Annotated in this window: 22 protein-coding genes and 1 rRNA gene; 12 read left to right on the forward strand and 11 right to left on the reverse strand. The window is 47.6% G+C overall.

Translation table 11 applies throughout. The annotated features are described in order from the left end of the window. Positions 1 to 181 (reverse strand): 16S ribosomal RNA (locus L4C34_RS16335); the annotation flags it as partial. A gap of 604 nt (positions 182 to 785) precedes the next feature. On the opposite strand from L4C34_RS16335, the gene L4C34_RS16340 reads away from it, so the two are divergent. Continuing rightward, positions 786 to 1,337, forward strand: coding sequence for a gamma carbonic anhydrase family protein (locus L4C34_RS16340; RefSeq protein ID WP_428790410.1), 552 nt, complete (start codon positions 786 to 788; stop codon positions 1,335 to 1,337). Here L4C34_RS16340 and L4C34_RS16345 read toward each other — a convergent pair. The 4 genes from L4C34_RS16345 to tsaC form a co-directional block, all read right to left on the reverse strand. Beyond that, complete coding sequence (locus L4C34_RS16345; protein WP_428790411.1) at positions 1,327 to 1,590, reverse strand: DUF1488 family protein; 264 nt, start codon at positions 1,588 to 1,590, stop codon at positions 1,327 to 1,329. The two genes, L4C34_RS16340 and L4C34_RS16345, sit on opposite strands and share 11 nt — an antisense overlap. Continuing rightward, positions 1,587 to 2,426: a shikimate dehydrogenase gene (gene aroE / locus L4C34_RS16350; RefSeq protein WP_428790412.1), complete on the reverse strand. Its 840-nt coding sequence runs from the start codon at positions 2,424 to 2,426 to the stop codon at positions 1,587 to 1,589. The genes L4C34_RS16345 and aroE overlap by 4 nt, the downstream gene beginning before the upstream one ends. A gap of 165 nt (positions 2,427 to 2,591) precedes the next feature. Beyond that, on the reverse strand, positions 2,592 to 3,512 hold the full coding sequence (gene hemF / locus L4C34_RS16355; RefSeq protein ID WP_428790413.1) for an oxygen-dependent coproporphyrinogen oxidase: 921 nt from the start codon (positions 3,510 to 3,512) through the stop codon (positions 2,592 to 2,594). Positions 3,513 to 3,516: 4 nt separating this feature from the next. Then, positions 3,517 to 4,074, reverse strand: a complete 558-nt coding sequence (tsaC, locus tag L4C34_RS16360; protein ID WP_428790414.1) for an L-threonylcarbamoyladenylate synthase type 1 TsaC — start codon at positions 4,072 to 4,074, stop codon at positions 3,517 to 3,519. Between the two features lie 201 nt (positions 4,075 to 4,275). Here tsaC and purE point away from each other — a divergent pair, with 201 nt between their 5' ends. Together purE and L4C34_RS16370 are read left to right on the forward strand one after the other, a co-directional pair. Continuing rightward, positions 4,276 to 4,761, forward strand: coding sequence for a 5-(carboxyamino)imidazole ribonucleotide mutase (purE, locus tag L4C34_RS16365; RefSeq protein ID WP_428790415.1), 486 nt, complete (start codon positions 4,276 to 4,278; stop codon positions 4,759 to 4,761). Between the two features lie 4 nt (positions 4,762 to 4,765). Further along, positions 4,766 to 5,896 carry a 5-(carboxyamino)imidazole ribonucleotide synthase gene (locus tag L4C34_RS16370; protein ID WP_428790416.1) on the forward strand — a complete coding sequence of 377 codons (1,131 nt, stop codon included), beginning with the start codon at positions 4,766 to 4,768 and terminating at the stop codon, positions 5,894 to 5,896. A 34-nt stretch (positions 5,897 to 5,930) separates the two neighbouring features. Here L4C34_RS16370 and L4C34_RS16375 read toward each other — a convergent pair whose 3' ends face one another. The 3 genes from L4C34_RS16375 to dprA are packed head-to-tail and all read right to left on the reverse strand — an operon-like array spanning position 5,931 to position 8,114. Then, a complete protein-coding gene (locus tag L4C34_RS16375) occupies positions 5,931 to 6,509 on the reverse strand; it encodes a DNA topoisomerase family protein (RefSeq protein ID WP_428790417.1) in 579 nt (192 codons plus the stop codon). A gap of 16 nt (positions 6,510 to 6,525) precedes the next feature. Continuing rightward, positions 6,526 to 7,002: a DUF494 family protein gene (locus L4C34_RS16380; protein ID WP_428790418.1), complete on the reverse strand. Its 477-nt coding sequence runs from the start codon at positions 7,000 to 7,002 to the stop codon at positions 6,526 to 6,528. Further along, complete coding sequence (gene dprA / locus L4C34_RS16385) at positions 6,999 to 8,114, reverse strand: DNA-processing protein DprA (protein WP_428790419.1); 1,116 nt, start codon at positions 8,112 to 8,114, stop codon at positions 6,999 to 7,001. Before dprA ends, L4C34_RS16380 begins: the two co-directional genes overlap by 4 nt. Positions 8,115 to 8,312: 198 nt before the next feature. Between dprA and def the strand changes: the two genes are divergently transcribed. The 6 genes from def (at position 8,313) to L4C34_RS16415 (ending at position 14,619) form a co-directional block, all read left to right on the forward strand. Beyond that, positions 8,313 to 8,834, forward strand: a complete 522-nt coding sequence (gene def, locus L4C34_RS16390; protein ID WP_428790420.1) for a peptide deformylase — start codon at positions 8,313 to 8,315, stop codon at positions 8,832 to 8,834. 32 nt (positions 8,835 to 8,866) lie between these two features. Further along, positions 8,867 to 9,814 (forward strand): methionyl-tRNA formyltransferase, encoded by a 948-nt coding sequence (gene fmt / locus L4C34_RS16395; protein WP_428790421.1) that lies wholly within the window; start codon positions 8,867 to 8,869, stop codon positions 9,812 to 9,814. 44 nt (positions 9,815 to 9,858) lie between these two features. Next, positions 9,859 to 11,139, forward strand: coding sequence for a 16S rRNA (cytosine(967)-C(5))-methyltransferase RsmB (rsmB, locus tag L4C34_RS16400; protein ID WP_428790422.1), 1,281 nt, complete (start codon positions 9,859 to 9,861; stop codon positions 11,137 to 11,139). 65 nt (positions 11,140 to 11,204) lie between these two features. Further along, the gene (gene trkA, locus L4C34_RS16405; RefSeq protein ID WP_428790423.1) at positions 11,205 to 12,581 is read left to right on the forward strand and encodes a Trk system potassium transporter TrkA; all 1,377 of its coding nucleotides are present in this window, start codon (positions 11,205 to 11,207) and stop codon (positions 12,579 to 12,581) included. 12 nt (positions 12,582 to 12,593) lie between these two features. Next, a complete protein-coding gene (locus L4C34_RS16410; RefSeq protein ID WP_428790424.1) occupies positions 12,594 to 14,039 on the forward strand; it encodes a TrkH family potassium uptake protein in 1,446 nt (481 codons plus the stop codon). A 25-nt stretch (positions 14,040 to 14,064) separates the two neighbouring features. Then, entirely contained in the window at positions 14,065 to 14,619 is a 555-nt protein-coding gene (locus L4C34_RS16415) for a DUF3157 family protein (RefSeq protein WP_428790425.1), read from the forward strand. Between the two features lie 91 nt (positions 14,620 to 14,710). Here L4C34_RS16415 and L4C34_RS16420 read toward each other — a convergent pair whose 3' ends face one another. Beyond that, positions 14,711 to 15,487, reverse strand: a complete 777-nt coding sequence (locus tag L4C34_RS16420; protein WP_428790426.1) for a sporulation protein — start codon at positions 15,485 to 15,487, stop codon at positions 14,711 to 14,713. 539 nt (positions 15,488 to 16,026) lie between these two features. Between L4C34_RS16420 and ccoG the strand changes: the two genes are divergently transcribed. From ccoG to L4C34_RS16435, 3 genes are read left to right on the forward strand one after another with little or no spacing between them, the layout of a single operon-like run. Continuing rightward, positions 16,027 to 17,418, forward strand: a complete 1,392-nt coding sequence (gene ccoG, locus L4C34_RS16425; RefSeq protein ID WP_428790427.1) for a cytochrome c oxidase accessory protein CcoG — start codon at positions 16,027 to 16,029, stop codon at positions 17,416 to 17,418. A gap of 40 nt (positions 17,419 to 17,458) precedes the next feature. Beyond that, on the forward strand, positions 17,459 to 18,445 hold the full coding sequence (locus L4C34_RS16430) for a serine/threonine protein kinase (RefSeq protein ID WP_428790428.1): 987 nt from the start codon (positions 17,459 to 17,461) through the stop codon (positions 18,443 to 18,445). Between the two features lie 29 nt (positions 18,446 to 18,474). Continuing rightward, the gene (locus L4C34_RS16435) at positions 18,475 to 19,095 is read left to right on the forward strand and encodes a thiol:disulfide interchange protein DsbA/DsbL (protein WP_428790429.1); all 621 of its coding nucleotides are present in this window, start codon (positions 18,475 to 18,477) and stop codon (positions 19,093 to 19,095) included. A 70-nt stretch (positions 19,096 to 19,165) separates the two neighbouring features. Here the strand turns inward: L4C34_RS16435 and yihG are convergent, their stop codons facing one another. Together yihG and L4C34_RS16445 are read right to left on the reverse strand one after the other, a co-directional pair. Beyond that, complete coding sequence (gene yihG, locus L4C34_RS16440) at positions 19,166 to 20,071, reverse strand: 1-acylglycerol-3-phosphate O-acyltransferase, YihG family (RefSeq protein WP_428790430.1); 906 nt, start codon at positions 20,069 to 20,071, stop codon at positions 19,166 to 19,168. Positions 20,072 to 20,222: 151 nt separating this feature from the next. After that, a complete protein-coding gene (locus L4C34_RS16445) occupies positions 20,223 to 21,749 on the reverse strand; it encodes a YifB family Mg chelatase-like AAA ATPase (protein WP_428790479.1) in 1,527 nt (508 codons plus the stop codon). Positions 21,750 to 21,908: the final 159 nt, after the last annotated feature.

A 21,908-nucleotide genomic window follows, 5' to 3' on the forward strand; every position in this document is an offset into this window, starting at 1 on the left:
TATGCGGTATTAGCCATCGTTTCCAATGGTTATCCCCCTCTACTGGGCAACTTCCTAGGCATTACTCACCCGTCCGCCGCTCGTCAGCGAATTAGCAAGCTAATTCCTGTTACCGCTCGACTTGCATGTGTTAGGCCTGCCGCCAGCGTTCAATCTGAGCCATGATCAAACTCTTCAATTTAAGATTTTGTCGGCTCAATGAATACTGACTTCAAAACTAATATTTACCGAAGTAAACATGTAATTCTAAAGCTATTACCATTCCAACAGAATGGTAATGAATTGACTGTGCCAAATAACGCCTCTCTCTAAAGAAAGTCATTATTCGTATTGGTCACTCAGTTCATTGATACCTAAAGTGCTTCTAAGAAGCTGCTTGACCGCTCTTTATAAAAAGAACAGAAAAGCCTTTGGATTATCATCAACGAGTGCCCACACAGATTGATAGGTTTAAATTGTTAAAGAGCTTACTTCGAGACACTCTCGAAGTGGACGGCCATTTTAGCGAGTTAAGTTTTAGTGTCAACCACTTTTTTCAAAACTTTTTTAAGCACTTGGCTTAGCTAGATGACCCTGCTAACTCGTTCTTCATTCTCAGCTAAAAAGCGTTGAAGCCTTCCCGTGTCAGCGAGGGTGCATTATAGAGATCAGCCGGAACTTGGCAAGTATTTTTTATGGTTTTTTTACCACTTTCTCATGTTTGAGTATTTCCTAGCCAAAAAGGGCTATTTTCCTTACTCTTTGAACGTAAAATCTATTCAATTTGACCTAGATAAGGAGACATTATGGAGACGATACGCAGCTACAAAGGAATTGAGCCGAAAATCGGCCAAGGCGTCTATATAGATAGCAGCTCTATCATAGTAGGTGATATCAATATAGGCGACGACTCCAGTATCTGGCCTTTTGTCGCCGCACGCGGGGATGTTAACCATATAGCCATTGGTCAGCGAACCAATATCCAAGATGGTAGCGTGCTGCATGTCACACACAAGAACAAAGAGAATCCACAAGGTTACCCATTAATCATAGGGAATGATGTCACCGTTGGGCACAAAGTAATGCTACATGGTTGCCAGATTCACGACCGCGTATTGGTTGGCATGGGAGCCATCGTATTGGATGGCGCTGTGATTCAGTCTGATGTAATGATTGGAGCCGGAAGTTTAGTCCCACCAGGTAAAATCCTTGCTAGTGGATACCTCTATGTCGGAAGTCCAGTTAAACAGGCTCGCCCGCTAACAGAGAAAGAAACAGCCTTTCTACAAAAATCTGCCGACAACTACGTACAAAACAAAAATGACTACTTACACCAAGTAAAAGTCATTAACCTATAACTAGATGGCCTTCTTCATTGAAGGCCTCTTCCTCAAGTAACTGTTCGACTAACTCTTCGAGATCAAATCGCAAATTCTCAAATGCCAACATGATCTGTCGCTCTTGAAGTAACTCATCGCCGACCGACGTTTCTAAATACCCTTTAGAGACAAAACATTCGATAAGCAAACCACTAGCCTGAACTGGAAAACTGACGACTTGGCGTTTCTCGTCCCAGTGTTGGCGGTCTGGAAATAAAACCGATTGATTCATAATGACTGACATCCCAATTGACGACGCAATTCTTCGGCTACAGGCGTAGTATCTGGACGAACGCCGCGCCACAACTGAAAACTCTCTGCGGCCTGACCGACTAACATCCCAAGCCCGTCATAACTATTCGCTACGTTATATTTCACAGCCCATTGATTAAAAGCCGTCAGCCCTGAGCCATACATCATGTCGTAGCTCACCGTATGGCTTGAAAAAATAGTAGGTGGAATAGCAGGTAGCTCACCACTGAGACTCGCCGATGTCGAGTTAATCACCAAATCAAAGTCTTGTTGAATATCACTCATCTCCACAGCTCGGATTGATCCAAAAGAAGAAAAAGCCTCAGCTAACTGCTCGGCCTTAAATTGAGTACGGTTCGTTACAACAATTTCACCAGGACATTGGTCGAGCAATGGCTTAAGGACACCGCGCGCGGCGCCACCAGCACCAATCAATAACACTCTTGCTCCTTTCAGCACGACTTGGCGTTGCAATATATCCCGCACTAACCCTTCGCCATCCGTGTTGTCACCCAGTACACAACCATTAGCTAGAAGTTGCAACGTATTGACCGCACCAGCGAGTTTCGCCCGTTCTGTCAGCTGATCGGCAAACTGGTAGGCTTGTTCTTTAAAAGGAACCGTAACATTGCACCCTTTTCCTCCTTCAGCAAAAAACGCACGCACAGTTGGCTCAAACGCATCGATGTCAGCGAGCTCTGCGGTATAGATTAGGTCTTGCTGAGTGTGGCGAGCGAATTCGGAATGAATAAACGGTGATTTACTGTGTTGGATTGGGTTGCCAAATACGGCGTAGCGATCAACATGCTGGGTCATGGTACTGCCTTATATAGGGATGTCGGGGTTTCGATGACCCTATCATCATCCCCAAATGACCTCAAGGGGCTCAGTATGGCTATATAGTGGGTATAACGATAAGCGGCATCACCATATAAATAGCCAGCCTCTATATAGCCAAAAAACATCCATCAATGGTAAAGGTTACCAATCGCGCGGGTTTAGATAATCGCTGTATAGCTCAGCTTCAGCTGTACCTAATTCCGGTTGGTAGGAATATTCCCAACGAGCTAATGGTGGCATCGACATAAGAATGGATTCTGTACGCCCCCCACTTTGCAATCCAAACAAGGTGCCGCGATCGTAAACTAGATTAAACTCGACATAACGGCCACGACGATACAACTGGAATTGACGTTCTCTGTCTCCAAACGGCTTAGCATGGCGCTTCTCGACAATAGGCACATAACCGCGAGCATACCCTTCCCCGACCGCTTTAATATAGTCAAAGCACTTCTCAAATTCCCATTTGTTTAAATCATCAAAGAATAAACCACCGACACCGCGCGTTTCGTCACGGTGTGGTAGATAGAAGTAATCATCACACCAAGCCTTATGCTCAGCGTAGACCTTATCTCCAAACGGCTGGCACAAGTCTTTCGCGACATCATGCCAATGTTGGCAATCTTCAGCGAAAGGGTAGAAAGGAGTCAGATCGAAGCCGCCGCCAAACCACCAAATAGGATCTTGGCCATCTTTTTCGGCAATAAAAAAGCGCACATTCGCATGCGAAGTCGGTACGTAAGGGTTATGTGGATGCATCACCAATGACACCCCCATGGCTTCAAAGTGTCGTCCCGCCAATTCTGGTCGATGAGCTGTGGCGGATGCAGGCATTTGTTTACCGGTCACGTGAGAAAAATTCACCCCACCTTGTTCAAATACACCGCCATCTTTCATGACTCGCGTTCGCCCACCACCGCCGAGTTTCTCGCCAGGCTCTCGGTGCCATGCTTCTTCAACAAAACTCGCTTGGCCATCAACCTGTTCAAGCTGCTGACAGATCGAATCTTGCAGACTCAGTAAAAAGCTCTTCACTGCCTCTTTATTTATTACCGATGTCATCCACTCATCCCTTTCTGATTATTTGCGCCGTTTGAATATCACGAATCTCACTTGGGTTGGTTCGCCCACCCGTTTCTCCTACCAACACGACAATCTCGGCATCACCTAGCTGTTGCCTCACTTCTTGAGTCGTTCTACAAGGTGGCTGACCTGATAGGTTGGCACTCGTCGAAGTCAGCGGCTTGCCAAAGGCTTGGCAAACTTGTGCGACTAAAGGATGATCTGTCACTCGAACAGCGACCGTATCAAACTCCCCTGACACCCAAGAGCTCGTGAGCTCACTCGCAGGCATAATCCAAGTCACGGGGCCGGGCCACGTTTGCTTAGCCTGCTGAATTTGTGCTTCAGTGAGTTGGCTGGTTTCAACATAAGGAAACAGCTGGCTAAACTCACCCGCGATTAAAATAAGCCCTTTTTCCACCGCTCTCTGCTTGATTGATAACAGTTTCTGAATCGCTACAGGATTATCGGGATCGCAACCCAGCCCAAACACGCCTTCTGTTGGGTAAGCGATAACTTCACCTTGTCGCAGTGCTTGGACGACATCATCTAACTTATTCACGCGGTCAACCTACTTTCTTCAATTACCTGACACTAATATCCGCAAGTTTACCGACAAATCCTCTATTCTCTAAATGTTTATTTAACCATCATTATTTAAATCCTAGCGAGCACTCGCGCAAACGTTTGCTTTCCGTTTTTTTCGCCGTATAATGCGCACAAACAACCTGCTCACCAATGTAGAAGCTTGAAGGAGTTTGAGATGAAAGTCGGAATTATTATGGGTTCTAAATCTGATTGGCCTACGATGAAACTTGCCGCAGAAATGCTGGAAAAATTTGGCGTTCCTTATGAGACCAAAGTCGTCTCAGCTCACCGAACCCCTCAGCTCCTTGCCGATTACGCCAATAGTGCAAAAGACCGTGGCATCAAGGTGATTATCGCTGGCGCGGGTGGTGCGGCTCACCTCCCTGGCATGGCGGCGGCTTTTACTAGTGTTCCTGTGTTAGGCGTACCAGTTCAATCACGTGCGCTAAAAGGCATGGATTCACTGCTTTCTATCGTGCAGATGCCGAAAGGGATTGCCGTTGGTACGCTGGCCATTGGAGAAGCTGGGGCTGCCAACGCTGGCATCCTAGCCGCACAAATTATCGGCACCCATCACGAAGATGTAATGGCCAAAGTTGAAGCATTCCGCAACGAACAAACCGAAACCGTATTAGCCAATCCAAATCCAGCAGAGGATTAACGGAATGAAAGTCTTAGTTCTTGGCGCGGGACAATTGGCGCGCATGATGGCGCTAGCAGGCGCGCCGCTCAACCTCGACATTTGCGCATTTGATGTCAGCAGTGGAAATGTTGTCCACCCGCTCACTCATACTGTCATTGGCCAAGGGTTAGTCAATGCCATCGCTCACGCCGATGTAGTCACCGCCGAGTTCGAGCATATTCCTTTAGATATCTTAGACACGTGCGAGAAGAGCGGAAAATTCTTCCCGGGTAAACAGGCTATTATGACGGGCGGCGATCGTCGCGTTGAAAAAGCACTACTCGATAAAGCCAGCGTCCGCAGCGCCAAATACCATGTCATCAACAATCGTGGCGATTTTGAGCAAGCCATTCAGCACGTCGGTATTCCTATGGTGCTAAAAACGGCATTGGGCGGTTATGACGGCAAAGGTCAGTGGCGGCTCAAAAGCCAACAGGATATTGAAAGTATCTGGACTGAGATTGCAGCCAATCTTGAAAGCAGCCCAGAACAAGCGATTGTGGCTGAGCAATTTATCCCGTTTCAACGTGAAGTATCTATGGTTGGTGCACGCGACGCAGACGGCAACATCGCTGTCTATCCACTTGCAGAAAATGTGCATACCGATGGCGTGCTGAGTTTGTCGACACCGATCGACAACATCGAACTGCAAAATCGCGCTCAACAGATATTCAGCGCTGTGGCCAACACCATGGATTATGTGGGTGTACTCGCCATTGAATTTTTTGATCATGATGGTGAGCTATTGGTCAATGAAATTGCGCCGCGTGTCCATAACTCTGGGCATTGGACGCAGCAAGGTGCAGAAACCTGCCAATTTGAAAATCATTTACGCGCAGTCTGTGGCATGCCGCTAGGCAGCACTAAATTGGTCAGGATGACATCGATGATCAATATCTTAGGTGAGGATACCTTGCCCGATGCATTGCTAGAAATGGAAGGCTGCCATATCCACTGGTATGGCAAAGAAAAGCGCCAAGGGCGAAAGATGGGGCACATCAACCTGAGTGCCGATTATCCCGCAGACTTGCAGCGCAAACTCTGCTCTCTAGCGGATATCTTGGATCCGGTCGCTTTTCCCGCCATCCAAGTCGTCGCAGGCCGTAATAGCTAACCTAGAATACAACACCTCGCATAAAAAACGGCGCTCATTCGGGCGCCGTTTGTTCATTCTGACATTTTCGGCTAGCGCATTGAGTCTTAATACCTCTCGCTAACTTCTTTTCTACCAGTAGCGGATAACCACATTCCTCACACGGTCCTTTAATCGGCCGAGTATTGAGTGAAAAGCGACATTTCGGATAATTGTCGCACGCATAAAATGTTTTACCAAAACGCGTATTTCGCTCAACGATATGCCCCTTATGACATTCAGGGCAAGCTAAGGACTCGGCTAAGTCAGAAACAGGTTTCGCCGCTTGGGTTGGGTTTTCAATATGTTGGCAATTTGGATAATCGCTACAACCGACAAACATGCCATAGCGCCCTTGCCGTAGCACCAACTCTTGGCCACAATCTGGGCAAGCAACGCCGAGCGATTTAACAAGGCGACCATCGTTTTGATGCAAAGGCTGTCGATAGTCGCAATTAGGGTAATGATCGCAGCCTAAAAAGCCGCCGTGCTTACCGTATTTCAGTTGCAACTGGCCTTCACATTGAGGACAAGGCTCAATCTCAGTCGTAGGTTGTTGGACTGAGAACAATTGACGATCAATCTTTTGGTTCATACCACTTCTTGTGCGATCAGTGCAGAATCCCTTGCTCTTTGGTATACAACAGCTCTTCCATCAGCGTGTAAGCATTTTCATTGCCAGGGACATTAAACAACACCATTAAAATGATCCATTTTAAGTCGTCCAGCTCAAATTCGTTTGTCTCTAGTCCCATCACTCGATCGATGACCATCTCTCTAATTTCAGTAGTCAGGACCTTAATTTGCTCAAGGAATAGAATGAAACCTCGACATTCCAGATCTAGCCTCGACATTTCTGTGCGAGTATAAATACGTGTCGATGTTGCCGCGCTGGTCGAGATTGCGGAGTGGGCATCACTTTGCTGCAATGCCGCCAATCCTTCTAACCAGTGAAGGGCTTTATAAATGTCTTCTTGATGAAACCCAGCGCGAGTTAGTTCGTCTTCCAATTCATCTTGGTTGACTTGCAACTCAGCATCGCTATGAATGTATGTTTCAAACAAGTACATAAGGATGTCCATCATCATAACTTGCCCCTCCCCTTTCGAATATAGCCACCAGAAACCGCTACCACATACCCTAAGAGTTCAAGCTCCAAGAGTTGCGTCATGACTTCGTGAACAGGTATATGGGTCCTGTTTGCCAGAATATCAACTGGTGTCGCCTCTACTCCTACGTTAGCTAACAGTTGGGCAAATGGCAATTCTTCTTCATCTATTTGATTACAGACTGAGTGTACACCTGTTTTATTTTGCTGAGCAGACCAATTTATCAAGAGTTCTACTTCTTCCAAAACGTCCTGTGTCGTTTGCACTAAACAGGCGCCTGATTTGATCAATTGGTTGCCGCCGCGATTGTTCGGGTGATGAATCGAACCGGGGATAGCAAACACTTCACGGCCTTGCTCACCGGCATAGCGAGCTGTGATAAGCGAACCACTTTTTTCTGCTGCTTCGACCACCAATACGCCAACGGACAAACCGCTGATGATGCGGTTGCGTCGTGGGAAATGAGCCGCTTTCGCCTGACAATTGGGTAAAAACTCGGACACCAACGCCCCTTGCTGTTCAATTCTGTGCGCAAGATTCTTATGCCGACTAGGATAAATATTATCTAATCCAGAGCCCAATACGGCAATGGTTTTACCCTTGCCGATTAGCGCGCCATCATGCGCATACCCATCGATACCCAAAGCAAGACCACTGGTCACCACTAAACCATGATTGACAAACTCCTCGGCAAAGTCGCGGGCAGTGTTCAGCGCCTCCAAGCTGGCATGTCGACTGCCAACCATCGCAATTTGTGGCTGATGTAAGGCCTCTAATTCGCCTTTAACAAACAAGATGGGTGGCGGAAGGCGGCACTGCTTCAAGAGGGCTGGATACTGACCATCAAGCGGAATCAATAGGTGATGATTTACCTGCATCGCCCAATTCAAACAACGGCTGACCTCTTGCTCAGATTGATGCTGGATGTACTGAATTTGCTCTGCAGAAAACCCAACCTCACGTAAATCCGCCGAATTATAAGCAACGATTTTATCTACGGAGTCGTGTGATTGCAGGCGAGATAAGGCCTGAGCGCCAATTTTTGGCGTCAACGCCAACGTCAGCCAAGCCGATAACATTGTCTGATTCAAAGTCGTATTTTGCTCCCACCAAAGCAAGAGTTAAGTTCAACTCAATCTTGCGCGAATTAAAGGCGATTGGATAAGCACAGAGAACGGTAAAAAAGAAGGATTTCTCGCGTAGAATGCTGTCATTTAGTGGCTAAAATGTCTAGAATTGACCCAATTATGTTTACGCTGTTTCGGCGCGATTCAATATTTTGAGTGTATATGTCTGTATTAGAAGTATTAACATTTCCAGATGATCGTCTGCGTACGGTTGCCAAGCCAGTTGAGGAGTTGACTCCACAGATCCAAAAGACTGTCGACGACATGATTGAAACCATGTACGACGAGGAAGGTATAGGCCTTGCGGCGACGCAAGTCGACTTCCATCAACGTATTGTGGTTATCGATGTCTCGGAAAGTCGCGACGAACCTATGGTGTTGATAAACCCTGAAATCCTTGAAAAACGCGGCGAAGATGGCATTGAAGAAGGCTGTCTATCGGTACCGGGAGCGCGAGCTTTGGTGCCAAGAGCGGCGGAAGTCACCGTCAAAGCGCTTGACCGAGATGGCAAAGAAACCACCTTTGAAGCCGACGACTTATTAGCTATCTGTATTCAGCACGAACTGGATCATCTCAATGGTAAGCTGTTTGTCGATTACTTGTCGCCTTTAAAACGCAAGCGCATTCAAGACAAACTGACCAAATTAAAACGTTACAACGAGAAACACGCCAACAAGGCCTAATTCTCTTTCGTCATATTAAAAGGAAGTCTACCTTGAGTTCGCCGCTAAGAATTGTTTTCGCAGGCACCCCTGATTTCGCCGCCCGTCACTTGGCGGCGTTATTGTCTAGCCAGCACCAAATTGTTGCCGTTTACACCCAGCCAGACCGACCAGCTGGAAGAGGGAAAAAGCTGACTGCCAGCCCCGTTAAGCACCTCGCGATGGAACACGACATCCCTGTGCTCCAACCAGAAAACTTTAAATCTGAGGCTGATAAACAACAGTTAGCCGATTTAAACGCCGATTTAATGGTTGTGGTGGCCTATGGTCTACTGCTGCCACAAGCGGTGCTCGATACACCTAAACTAGGATGTATTAACGTTCATGGTTCCCTGCTACCACGTTGGCGTGGGGCGGCGCCTATTCAGCGCTCAATTTGGGCTGGCGATCGAGAAACTGGCGTCACCATCATGCAGATGGATATCGGCCTTGATACTGGCGATATGCTAGAAATCGCGACGCTTCCTATTGAAGCAGATGATACCAGTGCATCCATGTATGACAAACTGGCGGAGCTAGGCCCGAAGGCCTTGGTTTCTTGTATCGATAACCTCGCAACAGGAAACGTCACAGCGACTAAGCAAGATGACGAACAAGCCAATTATGCGAAAAAGCTCAGCAAAGCCGAAGCCAAAATCAACTGGTTGGATTCTGCCGAGCACATTGAACGCTGCGTGCGCGCCTTCAACCCTTGGCCAATGAGCCATTTTGAAGTAGAAGGCCACGCCATCAAAGTGTGGCAAAGCCGCGCAGGAGCGCATGTCGAACAATCTCAACCCGGCCAAATCATCCAAGCAGATAAAACCGGGATTTATGTCGCGACGGGAGATGGTGTTCTTGTGTTGGAGCAACTGCAAGTTCCTGGCAAAAAAGCCATGTCGGTACAAGATCTTCTGAACGCAAGAGCCAGCTGGTTCAACGTTTCTTCTACACTCAATTAGTACATTTTGGGGCAGAGATGCCCCCCTATTTAAAGGTTAGCTCTATGAATGTTCGTGCCGCGGCGGCCAAAGTGTTATTTCAGGTTGTCGACAAAGGACAATCCCTTTCTACTGCGCTTCCACTTGCGCAGCAAACCATCAAGCCAAGAGACCACGCGTTATTGCAGGAGATCTGCTTTGGTGCACTCCGTTATTTGCCTCGCTTAGAAACTATTAGCAGCCAATTAATGGATAAACCGCTGAAAGGTAAGCAAAGGGTTTTTCATCATTTGATTTTGGTGGGTATTTACCAACTCAGTTTTATGAGAATCCCGGCACATGCCGCGGTCGGCGAAACCGTTGAGGGCACTAAAGAGCTCAAAGGGCCGCGCCTGCGTGGCTTGATCAACGCTGTGCTACGTAACTACCAACGTAACCAAGATACGTTAGACCAAAAAGCATTGACCAACAGTGCGGGGCAATATTTGCACCCAAGTTGGTTTATCAAGCTGATGCAAGAAAGCTACCCTGATAAATGGCAGACAATATTAGACGCCAACAATCAAAAAGCACCAATGTGGCTGCGTGTCAATCGACGTCACCATAGCCGCGACGAGTATTTGCAGTTGCTTGAGCAAGAAGGCATTACGGGCAGTGGTCATGCCGACGCCCACGACGCAATCCGTCTCACCTCACCGTGCGATGTTTCACAACTACCTGGCTTTGCTGAAGGCTGGGTGTCGGTGCAAGATGCCGCGGCTCAATTGTCCGTTGAATTACTCGCCCCGACTGAAAATGAGCTGATCTTAGACTGCTGCGCCGCGCCGGGTGGTAAAACTGCGCATATTCTGGAACGTGCTCCAAGCGCTCAAGTTGTCGCGGTAGATTGCGACGAATCACGCTTGCAACGCGTGTATGACAACCTAGAACGTTTGCAGTTAACCGCTCAAGTTCTGTGCGGTGATGCCCGTTACCCAGAAGATTGGTGGCAAGGTCAGCAGTTTGACCGCATCTTACTCGATGCACCTTGCTCAGCTTTAGGCGTAACCCGTCGCCATCCTGATATCAAATGGCTACGCCGCGCGGACGACATCGAAGCCTTAGCTGAATTGCAACGCGAAATTATGGATGCTATCTGGCTACAACTTAAGCCCGGTGGAACCATGGTCTACGCAACTTGCTCAGTGACCCCACAAGAGAATCACCTGCAAGTTAGCGCCTTTTTGCAGCGTACACCAAACGCTCAGCTCAATAGCACCAATACTGAGCAACCTGGATTGCAGATTTTACCCGGTGACGATGACATGGACGGCTTCTACTACGCCGTACTGACCAAACATAAATAAGGTTATCCGGTGGCGCGCCTTAATTAATACGTTCGCCACCTAGCGATAAAACAGAGAATGTAGCAATGAAAATCATTATCTTAGGTGCTGGTCAAGTTGGCAGAACGCTCGCGGAAAATCTCGTTGGTGAAAACAATGATATTACCATCGTAGACCAAAACCACGATCGCCTGCGAGAGCTGCAAGATAAGTATGATTTGCGAGTCGTCAACGGACACGCAAGTCACCCACATACCCTGCTTGAAGCCGGTGCTCAAGACGCCGACATGTTAGTTGCGGTCACCAATACCGATGAGATTAATATGGCGGCCTGCCAAGTGGCTTTCTCTCTGTTTAATACACCTAACCGTGTTGCTCGCATCCGTTCACCGCAATATCTCGCCGAGAAAGAGGCACTCTTTAAATCTGGAGCGATTCCGGTAGATCATCTGATTGCGCCTGAAGAGTTGGTCACCAGCTATATTGAACGCCTGATCCAATATCCAGGTGCGCTGCAGGTAGTGAGTTTTGCGGAGCAGAGGGTAAGCATAGTCGCCGTCAAAGCCTACTACGGCGGCCCGCTTGTCGGGAACGCCCTGTCGGCGCTGCGCGAACATATGCCACACATAGACACTCGCGTAGCCGCAATATTCCGCCAAGGCCGACCTATTCGTCCGCAAGGCACCACTATTATAGAAGCGGACGATGAAGTCTTCTTTGTTGCCGCCAGCAATCATATTCGCTCGGTCATCAGTGAATTACAACGGCTAGAAAAGCCTTATCGACGTATCATGATCGTCGGCGGAGGTAACATAGGCGCGAGCTTATCGAAACGCCTTGAACAGACCTATAGCGTTAAACTTATCGAGCGTAATTATCAACGCGCTGAAAAGCTGTCGGAAGAGTTGGAAAACACCATCGTCTTTTGTGGTGACGCCGCCGACCAAGAATTGCTATCAGAAGAAAATATCGACCAAGTTGACGTGTTTATTGCCCTCACCAATGAGGACGAAACTAACATCATGTCAGCGATGCTGGCCAAACGCATGGGCGCGAAAAAAGTCATGGTGCTCATCCAGCGTGGCGCCTACGTTGACTTGGTGCAAGGCGGTGGCATTGATGTGGCTATTTCTCCTCAGCAAGCAACAATTTCTGCGCTACTCACTCACGTTCGCCGAGCCGATATCGTCAATGTTTCCTCGTTACGCCGCGGCGCAGCGGAAGCAATTGAAGCCGTCGCCCACGGTGATGAAACCACCTCGAAAGTTGTTGGACGGGCAATCAGCGACATTAAACTACCACCAGGCACAACCATCGGCGCGATTGTTCGCGGGGAAGAAGTGTTGATTGCGCATGATAGAACTGTCATTGAACAAGACGACCACGTGGTCATGTTCTTAGTAGACAAAAAATACGTACCTGACGTGGAAGCCCTATTCCAGCCTAGTCCGTTTTTCTTATAGGCTCCGCTGTTCATGGTTAACTTTCGCCCCGTATTATTCGTCATTGGTGCCGTACTGTCTAAACTGTCATTGTTTATGTGCGTGCCCACGGCCGTTGCCTTTTTTACCGGTACCGGCGGCTTTATCGAGTTTGGTAAAGCCGTCGCAATTACCTACATCGCCTCATTGATCTGTTTATCTTTTGGCCGGACAAAGTCATTCAAACTCAATGTACGTGATATGTTCCTCATCACCAGCCTTGTGTGGGTCATCACCAGCGCCTTTGCCGCGTTACCGTTTGTATTCATTAATCACATCAGCTTCACCGATGCCTATTTTGAAACCATGTCTGGCATTACCACGACAGGCTCTACCGTTCTCAGCGGCTTAGGTAATATGGCGCCGAGTATTATCTTATGGCGTTCACTGCTGCAATGGATTGGCGGGGTTGGCTTTATCGTAATGGCCGTGGCGATTTTACCTATGCTCAACGTCGGTGGTATGAAGCTATTCCAAACCGAATCTTCCGATTGGTCGGATAAAAGCAGCCCTCGCGCGAAAACCGTGGCGAAAAACATCATGAGTGTCTATCTCGTGCTGACAGGACTATGCTTGGTTGCTTATATGTTTGCAGGTATGGGGCTATTCGACGCTATCAACCACGCATTCACCACCATTTCAACGGGTGGATATTCCACCACCGATCGCTCCATGAACCAGTTCTCACACGCCGCCGACTGGGTTGGTACTGTATTCATGTATCTTGGTGGTCTACCATTTTTATTGTTCGTCACCGCACTACAAAAACGCAAACCGCAGACCTTATTCGGTGACGAGCAGGTCAAGGGTTTTACCTATCTGATTTTGGTCACCAGTGTTTCAATCGCGTTGTGGATGACCTTTAAAGATGGCTACAGTTTGCTAGATGCGCTGCGTTTAGCCACCTTTAACGTCGTCTCTGTCTTAACCACTACAGGTTTCGGCTTGGGCGATTTTTCTGCTTGGGGCGCGCTGCCAACCACCATTTTTGCCTTCTTACTGTTTGTTGGCTCTTGCTCAGGGTCGACCTCTGGGGGCTTCAAAGTTTTCCGGATTCAAATCGCAATGACGCTGCTGCGTAAGCAAATCATGCGTCTCATTCACCCGTCCGGTGTCTTTGTTCAACGCTACAATAACCGCCACGTCACCGATGATATTATCCGCTCACTCGTGGCGTTTGCGCTTACTTACTTTATGACCATCATTGTCTTAGCCGCTTTTCTCAGTGCGCTTGGCTTAGATCCGATCACCAGCATCTCGGGTGCACTGACTGCCGTGGCGAACGTTGGCCCGGGACTTGGGCCCGTCATCGGACCGTCTGGCAACTTTGCGCCTCTACCAGATGCAGCCAAATGGGCTCTGAGCTTTGGTATGTTGATGGGACGATTGGAAATCTTAACTTTACTGGTGCTATTTTTCCCAGCATTCTGGCGCCGCTAATGCCAGATCCGAACGAGGAATGTTTATGAAGCTCTCTCCATGGCTCGCATTGGCGTTGACCGTATCTACGTCTTGTTTTGCCGCTCAGCAAGTCACACTGAAAGACGGCCGCAAGGTCAGGCTGAACGATGACTTTACATGGCAATACATCACCACATCGGCGAACGAAAATGCCATCCCTGCGCATGCCAACCCAGTCGTGATTCCAATTGCCAAGCAAAGTACTCACAGCGTGATTACACTCGGGGCGAAAAAACCTGTGATGCAGCTTTCTCGCTCAGGGGTCGATGTGTTGCTCAACGCCGCTCATTATCAAGACGGTGAACTTATCCTACCGACCGCCATCACCAACCAAGGAACACAGTCAGTGATCTTGGTTCGGCTTCAAGTGACGCTTACGGACAAAACAGGGCAAGTATTGGCAGAGAAACAAACTGAGGTCTGGCAATCTATCAAGCGAATGGCAGAAACCTACTTACGCCCACAAACAGCGAAAACTGGTCGAGCAATTCACTTCAGCGTCCCCAAAGGTGAGCAGTATCAAATAGTGGCAAAAATCATTGAGGTAGAAGCTCGCTAGTAGGCTCGCAGCGGTCGTACTTCAGTACTAAGCAATTAAAAAATAGGCATTCGACCATATTCAACGGGCGAATGCCTCATACAGCAGCCAATTAATAGGTTTGTTCGAGATATTCAACAACCTTTTCCCCGGCCTGCTGCTGGCTCGATGTTAGAGGCACAAATAAATGATGGGTTAACTTGCCCTCACTCAATAAGCTTGCCAACATACCTTGATTGCGATCGCGATGCCGATCGATCTCAAACCACATCTGCACCCCATCAGGCTCATAATAAAACACCACTTCCAACTCACGCCAACGGCCATGATATGGCCCATCGGTCGGCACGAACTCAAACTCCTGAACATATGGCAAACTCAATCCGTCCACGGCTTCGCATTCCACCCGACGAATTTTCAACCCTTTATGCTCTAGCGCACTAAAAACACCATCCATGAGCGAATCTGGCCGAACGGTGAGTGCTTGCGTTTCCGTCGAAGCAGTCTGCTTACCAATCTCAAACTGGGTTTCTAACCAAACTTTGGTGTCGCTAATCGTAATTGGAGTGTTCCAAGGGATGGCCAATTCAACATCGAACTGGCGTTCTTCTTTCGCTGCAATGGTAAACGCGTAAGGCAGAGCCCACTCCATTAACACAAATTCTTGATGCTCTCGCTGATACTCTCCTTGCTCAAACGGGCCTTCCTTGATGTAACGACAACAGAGTTTAAGTTTAATATTGTCGACTTCTTGCTCCTCGCCACCCCCATAAACAGAAACCTTAATATTGGCCGTTTGGCCCGGGCATAATGCTTCATGGCTCAATAGCGATTCCACTTTCACAGAACCAATACCGAAGCTTGAGAGGGTTTTATTTAAAAACGACATAGACACCTCCAATGGCAAAAATCCATATTAGTCTGGTTTACTACCTCAACTCAATGGACCTATTTCACTATTTTAGTACCTATAGACTAGATTGATTGTTTATCTATCGACCAATGCGGGTCATAGTGATATTCTTTTTACGATATCAAGCGCATATCAATCTTCCTGAATACTGATTGGGATTGGCACCAGCCAACAGAGGCTTACTCCATTTTGCTGTAGGAGAAACCTCATGATTATTCAGGCCTATAAACTGACAACGGAATGTCTGATAGTTAGGTAAATCCATGCACCACACGCCTATTAGATTCGCCCATAATAGTCGCAGTGCCGGTCGCCGTAGCGGTTTCGCTCCGACGCCAGTGGCAAAGAAAAACAATAGCAACTAGTTGAGTATCAACGTATTTAAGCGCAGCCATCCACTGCGCTTTTTTATTTCCCCTACCCTTTATAAAAAAAACACGCCCCACAGCGAAAGCAACCATACTTACTGAAGACTAAAAACAGCGAGTTACATTCAATATCATAAGGAGCACTCGATGAGTCAGGATAAGATTGATATCAAACAACTCCCTCCAGACTCCCCCCATTCGGGCAAAATTTATGTCCGCGCTAGCCAAGGTTACTTTCAAAAGTTGCGCCGGTTAGGCGCGTGGTTTTTTCTGCTGCTGTTTTTCCTCACACCTTGGCTCAACTATCATCATCGACCAGCGATATTAATCGACGTCAGCCAACAACATTTTTATTTTTTTTCGACCACTTTGTACCCACAAGATTTACTTCTATTAGCGCTACTCTTTATCCTCGCAGCGTTTGGATTGTTTTTTCTCACGACATTTTTAGGCCGGGTATGGTGTGGATTTTTATGCCCGCAAACCGTATGGACCTTCTTGTTTATCTGGTTTGAAGAAAAACTGGAAGGCAGCGCGAATAAGAGACGCAGGCAAGATAGTCAGCCGATGACCTCGCGACTGCTGTATAAAAAAACGTTAAAACATCTCGCTTGGTTATTCATCGCGCTCGCGACCGGAATCGCCTTTATCGGCTACTTTATTCCGATTAGGCAACTCACCAGCGATATGTTCAGCGGCCAAATAACATTTTGGCCAGCCTTTTGGATCGCACTATTTTCTGGCTGCACCTACGCAAATGCGGGATGGCTACGATCGATTATGTGTTTACATATTTGCCCATACGCGCGCTTTCAGTCAGCAATGTTTGACCGTGATACCTTTATCGTGGGTTACGATAATGACCGCGGAGAGCGGCGCGGGCCGCGTAGTAAACGAGCCAAGCCCAGCGATAGTACACTAGGCGACTGTATTGACTGCAACTTATGCGTGCAAGTTTGCCCAACTGGGATAGATATCCGCAACGGTCTGCAATATGAATGCATCAACTGTGGTGCTTGTGTCGATGCTTGCAACCACACGATGGACAAAATGGGCTATCCCGCCAATCTGATTAGCTATACCACCGAGCGCAAACTAGCCCAGAAGAAAAACAAGATTTTACGACCGAAACTAATGGGATATGGCGCTGTGCTGCTGCTGATGCTTGGTCTGTTTACGGTTCAAATCGAAAGTGTCGAACCGGCAGGCATGAGCGTATTACGGGATCGAAATCAACTTGCTCGCACTAACCCCTCTGGCGAGATTGAGAATACTTACACACTCAAAATCATCAATAAAACTCAAACCCCACAACAGTATTCACTCTCTGTGGTGGGATTAAACAAGGTCTCGTGGTATGGCAAGCAAAGTGTACGGGTTCAACCCGGAGAAGTCTTGAACCTGCCTTTGTCGTTAGGCGTAAAATCAAACATGCTTAGTTCACCTGTATCCAAGATACAGTTTATACTGTCCGACAATCGCGATTTATCTATCAGTGTGGAAAGCCGTTTTATTAAACCGCTCTCCCCAAATCGATAACCTATTATGGACCTAGGTTCAGCAATGAGCCTTATAATGTATGACCGAACAAACCTTTAATTTTGACGCGCTCACGCCAGATCTCATGTGGTACGCACTGGAGAGTATTGGCGTGCGCGCAGAGTCGGGCTTCCTTGCGCTCAACAGTTATGAAAATCGGGTCTACCAGTTTAGCGATGAAGACAAAAAACGTTATGTGGTTAAGTTTTATCGCCCACAACGCTGGAGTGACGTTCAGATCTTAGAGGAGCACCAATTCAGTTTCGATCTCGGTGACGCCGATATTCCTGTTGTGCCACCGCTTGTGCTCAATGGTCAATCGTTGCACCATTATAAAGGTTACCGCTTTACGTTATTTTCAAGCGTCGGCGGGCGCCAATTTGAGGTAGATAACTTCGATCAATTGGAAGGGGTTGGCCGCTACTTGGGTCGTATTCACAAAGTTGGTAGCCAAGGCACCTTCTCGCACCGCCCGACTATTGGTTTGGAAGAATACCTCTACCAGCCTAAAGCCCTGCTAGAGCAATCTAACTTTATTCCCATGCACCTAGAAAACGCTTTTTTTGGCGATCTCGACATACTGATTAAACAACTTGAAAGCCATTGGCCAAAACAGACCAACAATATTCGCCTGCATGGAGATTGCCATCCTGGCAACATCCTATGGCGCGACCAGCCACTATTTGTGGATCTTGATGACTCACGTAACGGTCCTGCAATACAAGATATCTGGATGTTACTCAATGGCGAAAAACACGATAAACTAGCTCAACTGGATACTGTTCTAGAAGCCTATCAAGAGTTTTGTGATTTCAACCCAGCAGAACTCAAGCTGATTGAGCCATTACGTGGCTTAAGAATGGTCCACTATATGGCGTGGTTGGCCAAACGATGGAATGATCCCGCTTTCCCTCTTGCTTTCCCATGGTTCAATGACCCTAAATACTGGGAAAGTCAGGTGTTATCTTTTAAAGAACAGATTGCAGCATTAAATGAGCCACCACTTGAGCTCGCCCCACACTGGTAAACTTATCGATGATTAAATATGGAGTGTATATGAAGAAACTGTTTGTCCTTGCGGCCACCTTATTGCTAAGCCTATCGGCCTATGCCGAGACCTTTACCAACGGGGTACAATACACCACCCTGAAGCTTCCAGCATCCGAGAAACCAACGGTAACAGAGTTTTTCTCTTTCTATTGCCCACATTGTTTCGCCTTTGAACCTATTGTTGAGCAAATGAAAAACGAACTGCCTAAAGACGTGGTATTTAAGAAAGAACACGTGTCATTTTTAGGCGGGTCAATGGGTGAGAATATGAGTAAGGCCTACGCCACCATGGTCATGCTCAACGTGCAAGATAAGATGGTGCCAGTGATGTTCAATGCTATTCACAAGCAACATAAAGCACCACAAGACATCACACAACTTCGCCAAATCTTTGTAAACGCAGGTATCAGCGGAGATGAATTTGATTCTATCTTTAACAGTTTCGCCGTCGATTCAATGGCGGGGCGCTATGACAAAGATTTCAAAGCCTCAGGGCAAGGCGGCGTGCCTGCGGTCATCATCAACAACCATTACGTGATTAACCCACAGCACATCAAATCGGTACAAGAATACATCGCATTGGTTGAATACCTACTAAAAGACACACCAAGCCAACCGAAAGCATAGCGCTATCAGGTAGAAACAGATAAAAAAATGGGGAGCCTAATTGGCTCCCCATTTTATATCTGTTCGTTTCTCAGTCTCTATCGAGACTATCGAGGTTGATGTCTCGATGGATATCTTTAAGCAATTGATCTTTCTCTTGCCATACTGCCGACAACCACTGCTGGAACTGGCGTTTATACGGTTTGTCATTAAAGTAATCGCCAGTGACCTGTTCAGAAATTGGCAGCATGCGGGTTCGCACCACAATTTTGCTCATCTTGCCCATCAGCATGTCCTGAAAAGGCTGAGCACGATTCTCTGGATAGGCCAGTGTTACGTCCACAATACAATCAAACTGATCACCCATCGCTGCCAATGTGTAGGCAATACCACCCGATTTAGGTTGCAATAGATATTCATATTGGCCACCGCGTTTCTTTTTACTCGGGGTGAATCGAGTCCCTTCTACATAATTCACCACCGTCGTCGGGGTATGACGAAACTTAGCGCAAGAACGGCGCGTTGTCGCCAAGTCTTGGCCGCGCTTTTCAGGGTGACGAATAAGATACTCTCGTGAATAACGGCGCATAAACGGCATGTCTAGTGCCCAGCAAGCCATCCCCATCAAAGGCACGTACAACAGTTGCTGCTTAATGAAAAACTTTGGCATTGGCATGCGATCTTTAAACACACAGCAAAGGACAACAATATCCGTCCAACTTAAATGATTGCTGATCATCAAATACCAGCCATCTTTTCTCAGATCTTCCCCGCCTTGAATATCCCAATCAACAGGATTGGACAAGGATAAGATCTGAGCATTGACGGTCGCCCACACCCACATCATATAGTTCGCGGCCCGAGTCGCGTACGATTGCAGACGAGCACCGGGCAAAATCACTTTAAGCAAAGCAGCAAAACAGATAAGCGCAGAGCACACTGCGGTATTTAAAATAACCAATAAGGCATTAAGAATAAGTAATAGGTATGCAAACATAATCGAGAAAAGTCACTGACGTTGAGTGAACCATTCGCCCAACGATAAAATTGCGCATCATTATACAGTGCACGTCTCGCATTGGAACAACTCAGCTCATGGTCTGATTAGTTCAACTTTTCTCTTTGTTCACCAGTATATTTCGACAGACTCAACTCGTCACCGCATTCGCACTCATCCTTAGTAGCAAACGATCCATAGCTCGATAGCCCAGAGCTTCGGCTAAATGAGCACGCTGAATTTGCACACAATCCTCCAGATCCGCAATGGTTCGCGCCACCTTAATGATTCGATGGTAAGCACGAACCGAAAGGCCCAACCGATGTAAAGCCGCCTCTAAAAACTCGGCGTCACTTTGGTCTAAAGGGCAGTATTTATCCAACTGCTGACTGGTTAAGAGTGCATTGGTGGTCCCCCTCAAACTCATCCGTTGCCGTGCATTAATCACTCTTTGTTTCACTGTCGATGTGTTATCACCACGTTCTCCACCTTGTGCTAGGGTTCCTTTTGGCAGCGCGGGGATCTCCACCGACATGTCAAATCTATCAAGCAAAGGGCCAGACAAACGGCTCAAATAGCGCAGCACCATCTGCGGATTCGCTTGAGACTGGTGATCTTCATAGTATCCCGTAGGACTAGGATTCAACGCGCCAACCAGTTGGAATCGGGCTGGGAAACGCGTTTTCCCCTGCGCTCGTGAGATAACTATTTCGCCAGCTTCAAGCGGCTGGCGCAGCGAATCCAACACTTTTTTTTCAAACTCTGGCAGCTCGTCCAAAAACAGTAATCCATTGTGCGCTAGAGATATTTCCCCAGGCCGTGGCACAGTACCGCCGCCAACTAACGCCGCCATTGAACTGGAGTGGTGCGGCGTTCGAAATGGACGCTGCTTCCAATTATTGGCCGTAATTTCTTGTTGCGTTAGCGACGCTATCGAAGCCGTTTCTAGCGCCTCTGCGTCGCTCATCTCAGGCAGCAAATCACACAAACGGGAGGCCAGCATTGTTTTTCCTGTTCCTGGTGGCCCGAGAAATAATAAATTATGACTTCCGGCCGCGGCGATTTCTAAGGCTCGTTTCCCTTGCTGCTGGCCAATAATGTCGCACAAGTCTCGTGAATGAGTTTTGACCGTTTCTCTAGGTGGGGATTGATACAAGCCCAGTTTTTGTTGGCCCAACAAGTCAGCACAAACTTCAAGCAAGGTTTGGGCTGATTGGTGACACTCCTTACCCACTAATGCGGCCTGATCGCCATTATCATGTGGTACCAACAAACTCCGATTCGCATTATTCGCGGCCAATGCTGCTGGCAAAACACCCTTAACGGGGCGAAGTTCACCAGACAACGCGAGCTCACCAATAAACTCCCTCTGCTCAATATCAGCGCAGGTAACCTGAGCCGATGCCAATAATATTCCGAGCGCAATCGGCAGGTCGAAACGGCCACCTTCTTTGGGTAAATCAGCGGGCGCAAGGTTTACGGTGATCCTTTTCGATGGAAACTCAAAACGAGAGTTAATGATCGCACTTCGAACACGGTCACGCGATTCTTTCACTGTGGTCTCTGGCAACCCCACCAAACAAAAGCCGGGCATACCATTGCTTATATGAACTTCCACCGTAACTTGTGGCGATTCAACTCCAACACATGCACGGCTATAAATCACTGCTAATCCCATCCCTGCCTCTATCCTCATTTCGTCTCATTCAGCCAAATGAATGACAGCATACCCACGGTTATACCTTGGCTCGCGAATGAGAAACGATGAAAAAAGAATGAGTTTTTACTTGTCACGTAACAGAAATGTGTGATACCACTAGTGTTACAGCAGTTACCG

The organism is Vibrio profundum (assembly GCF_050337555.1).
GTDB classification, from domain to species: Bacteria; Pseudomonadota; Gammaproteobacteria; order Enterobacterales; family Vibrionaceae; genus Vibrio; species Vibrio profundum.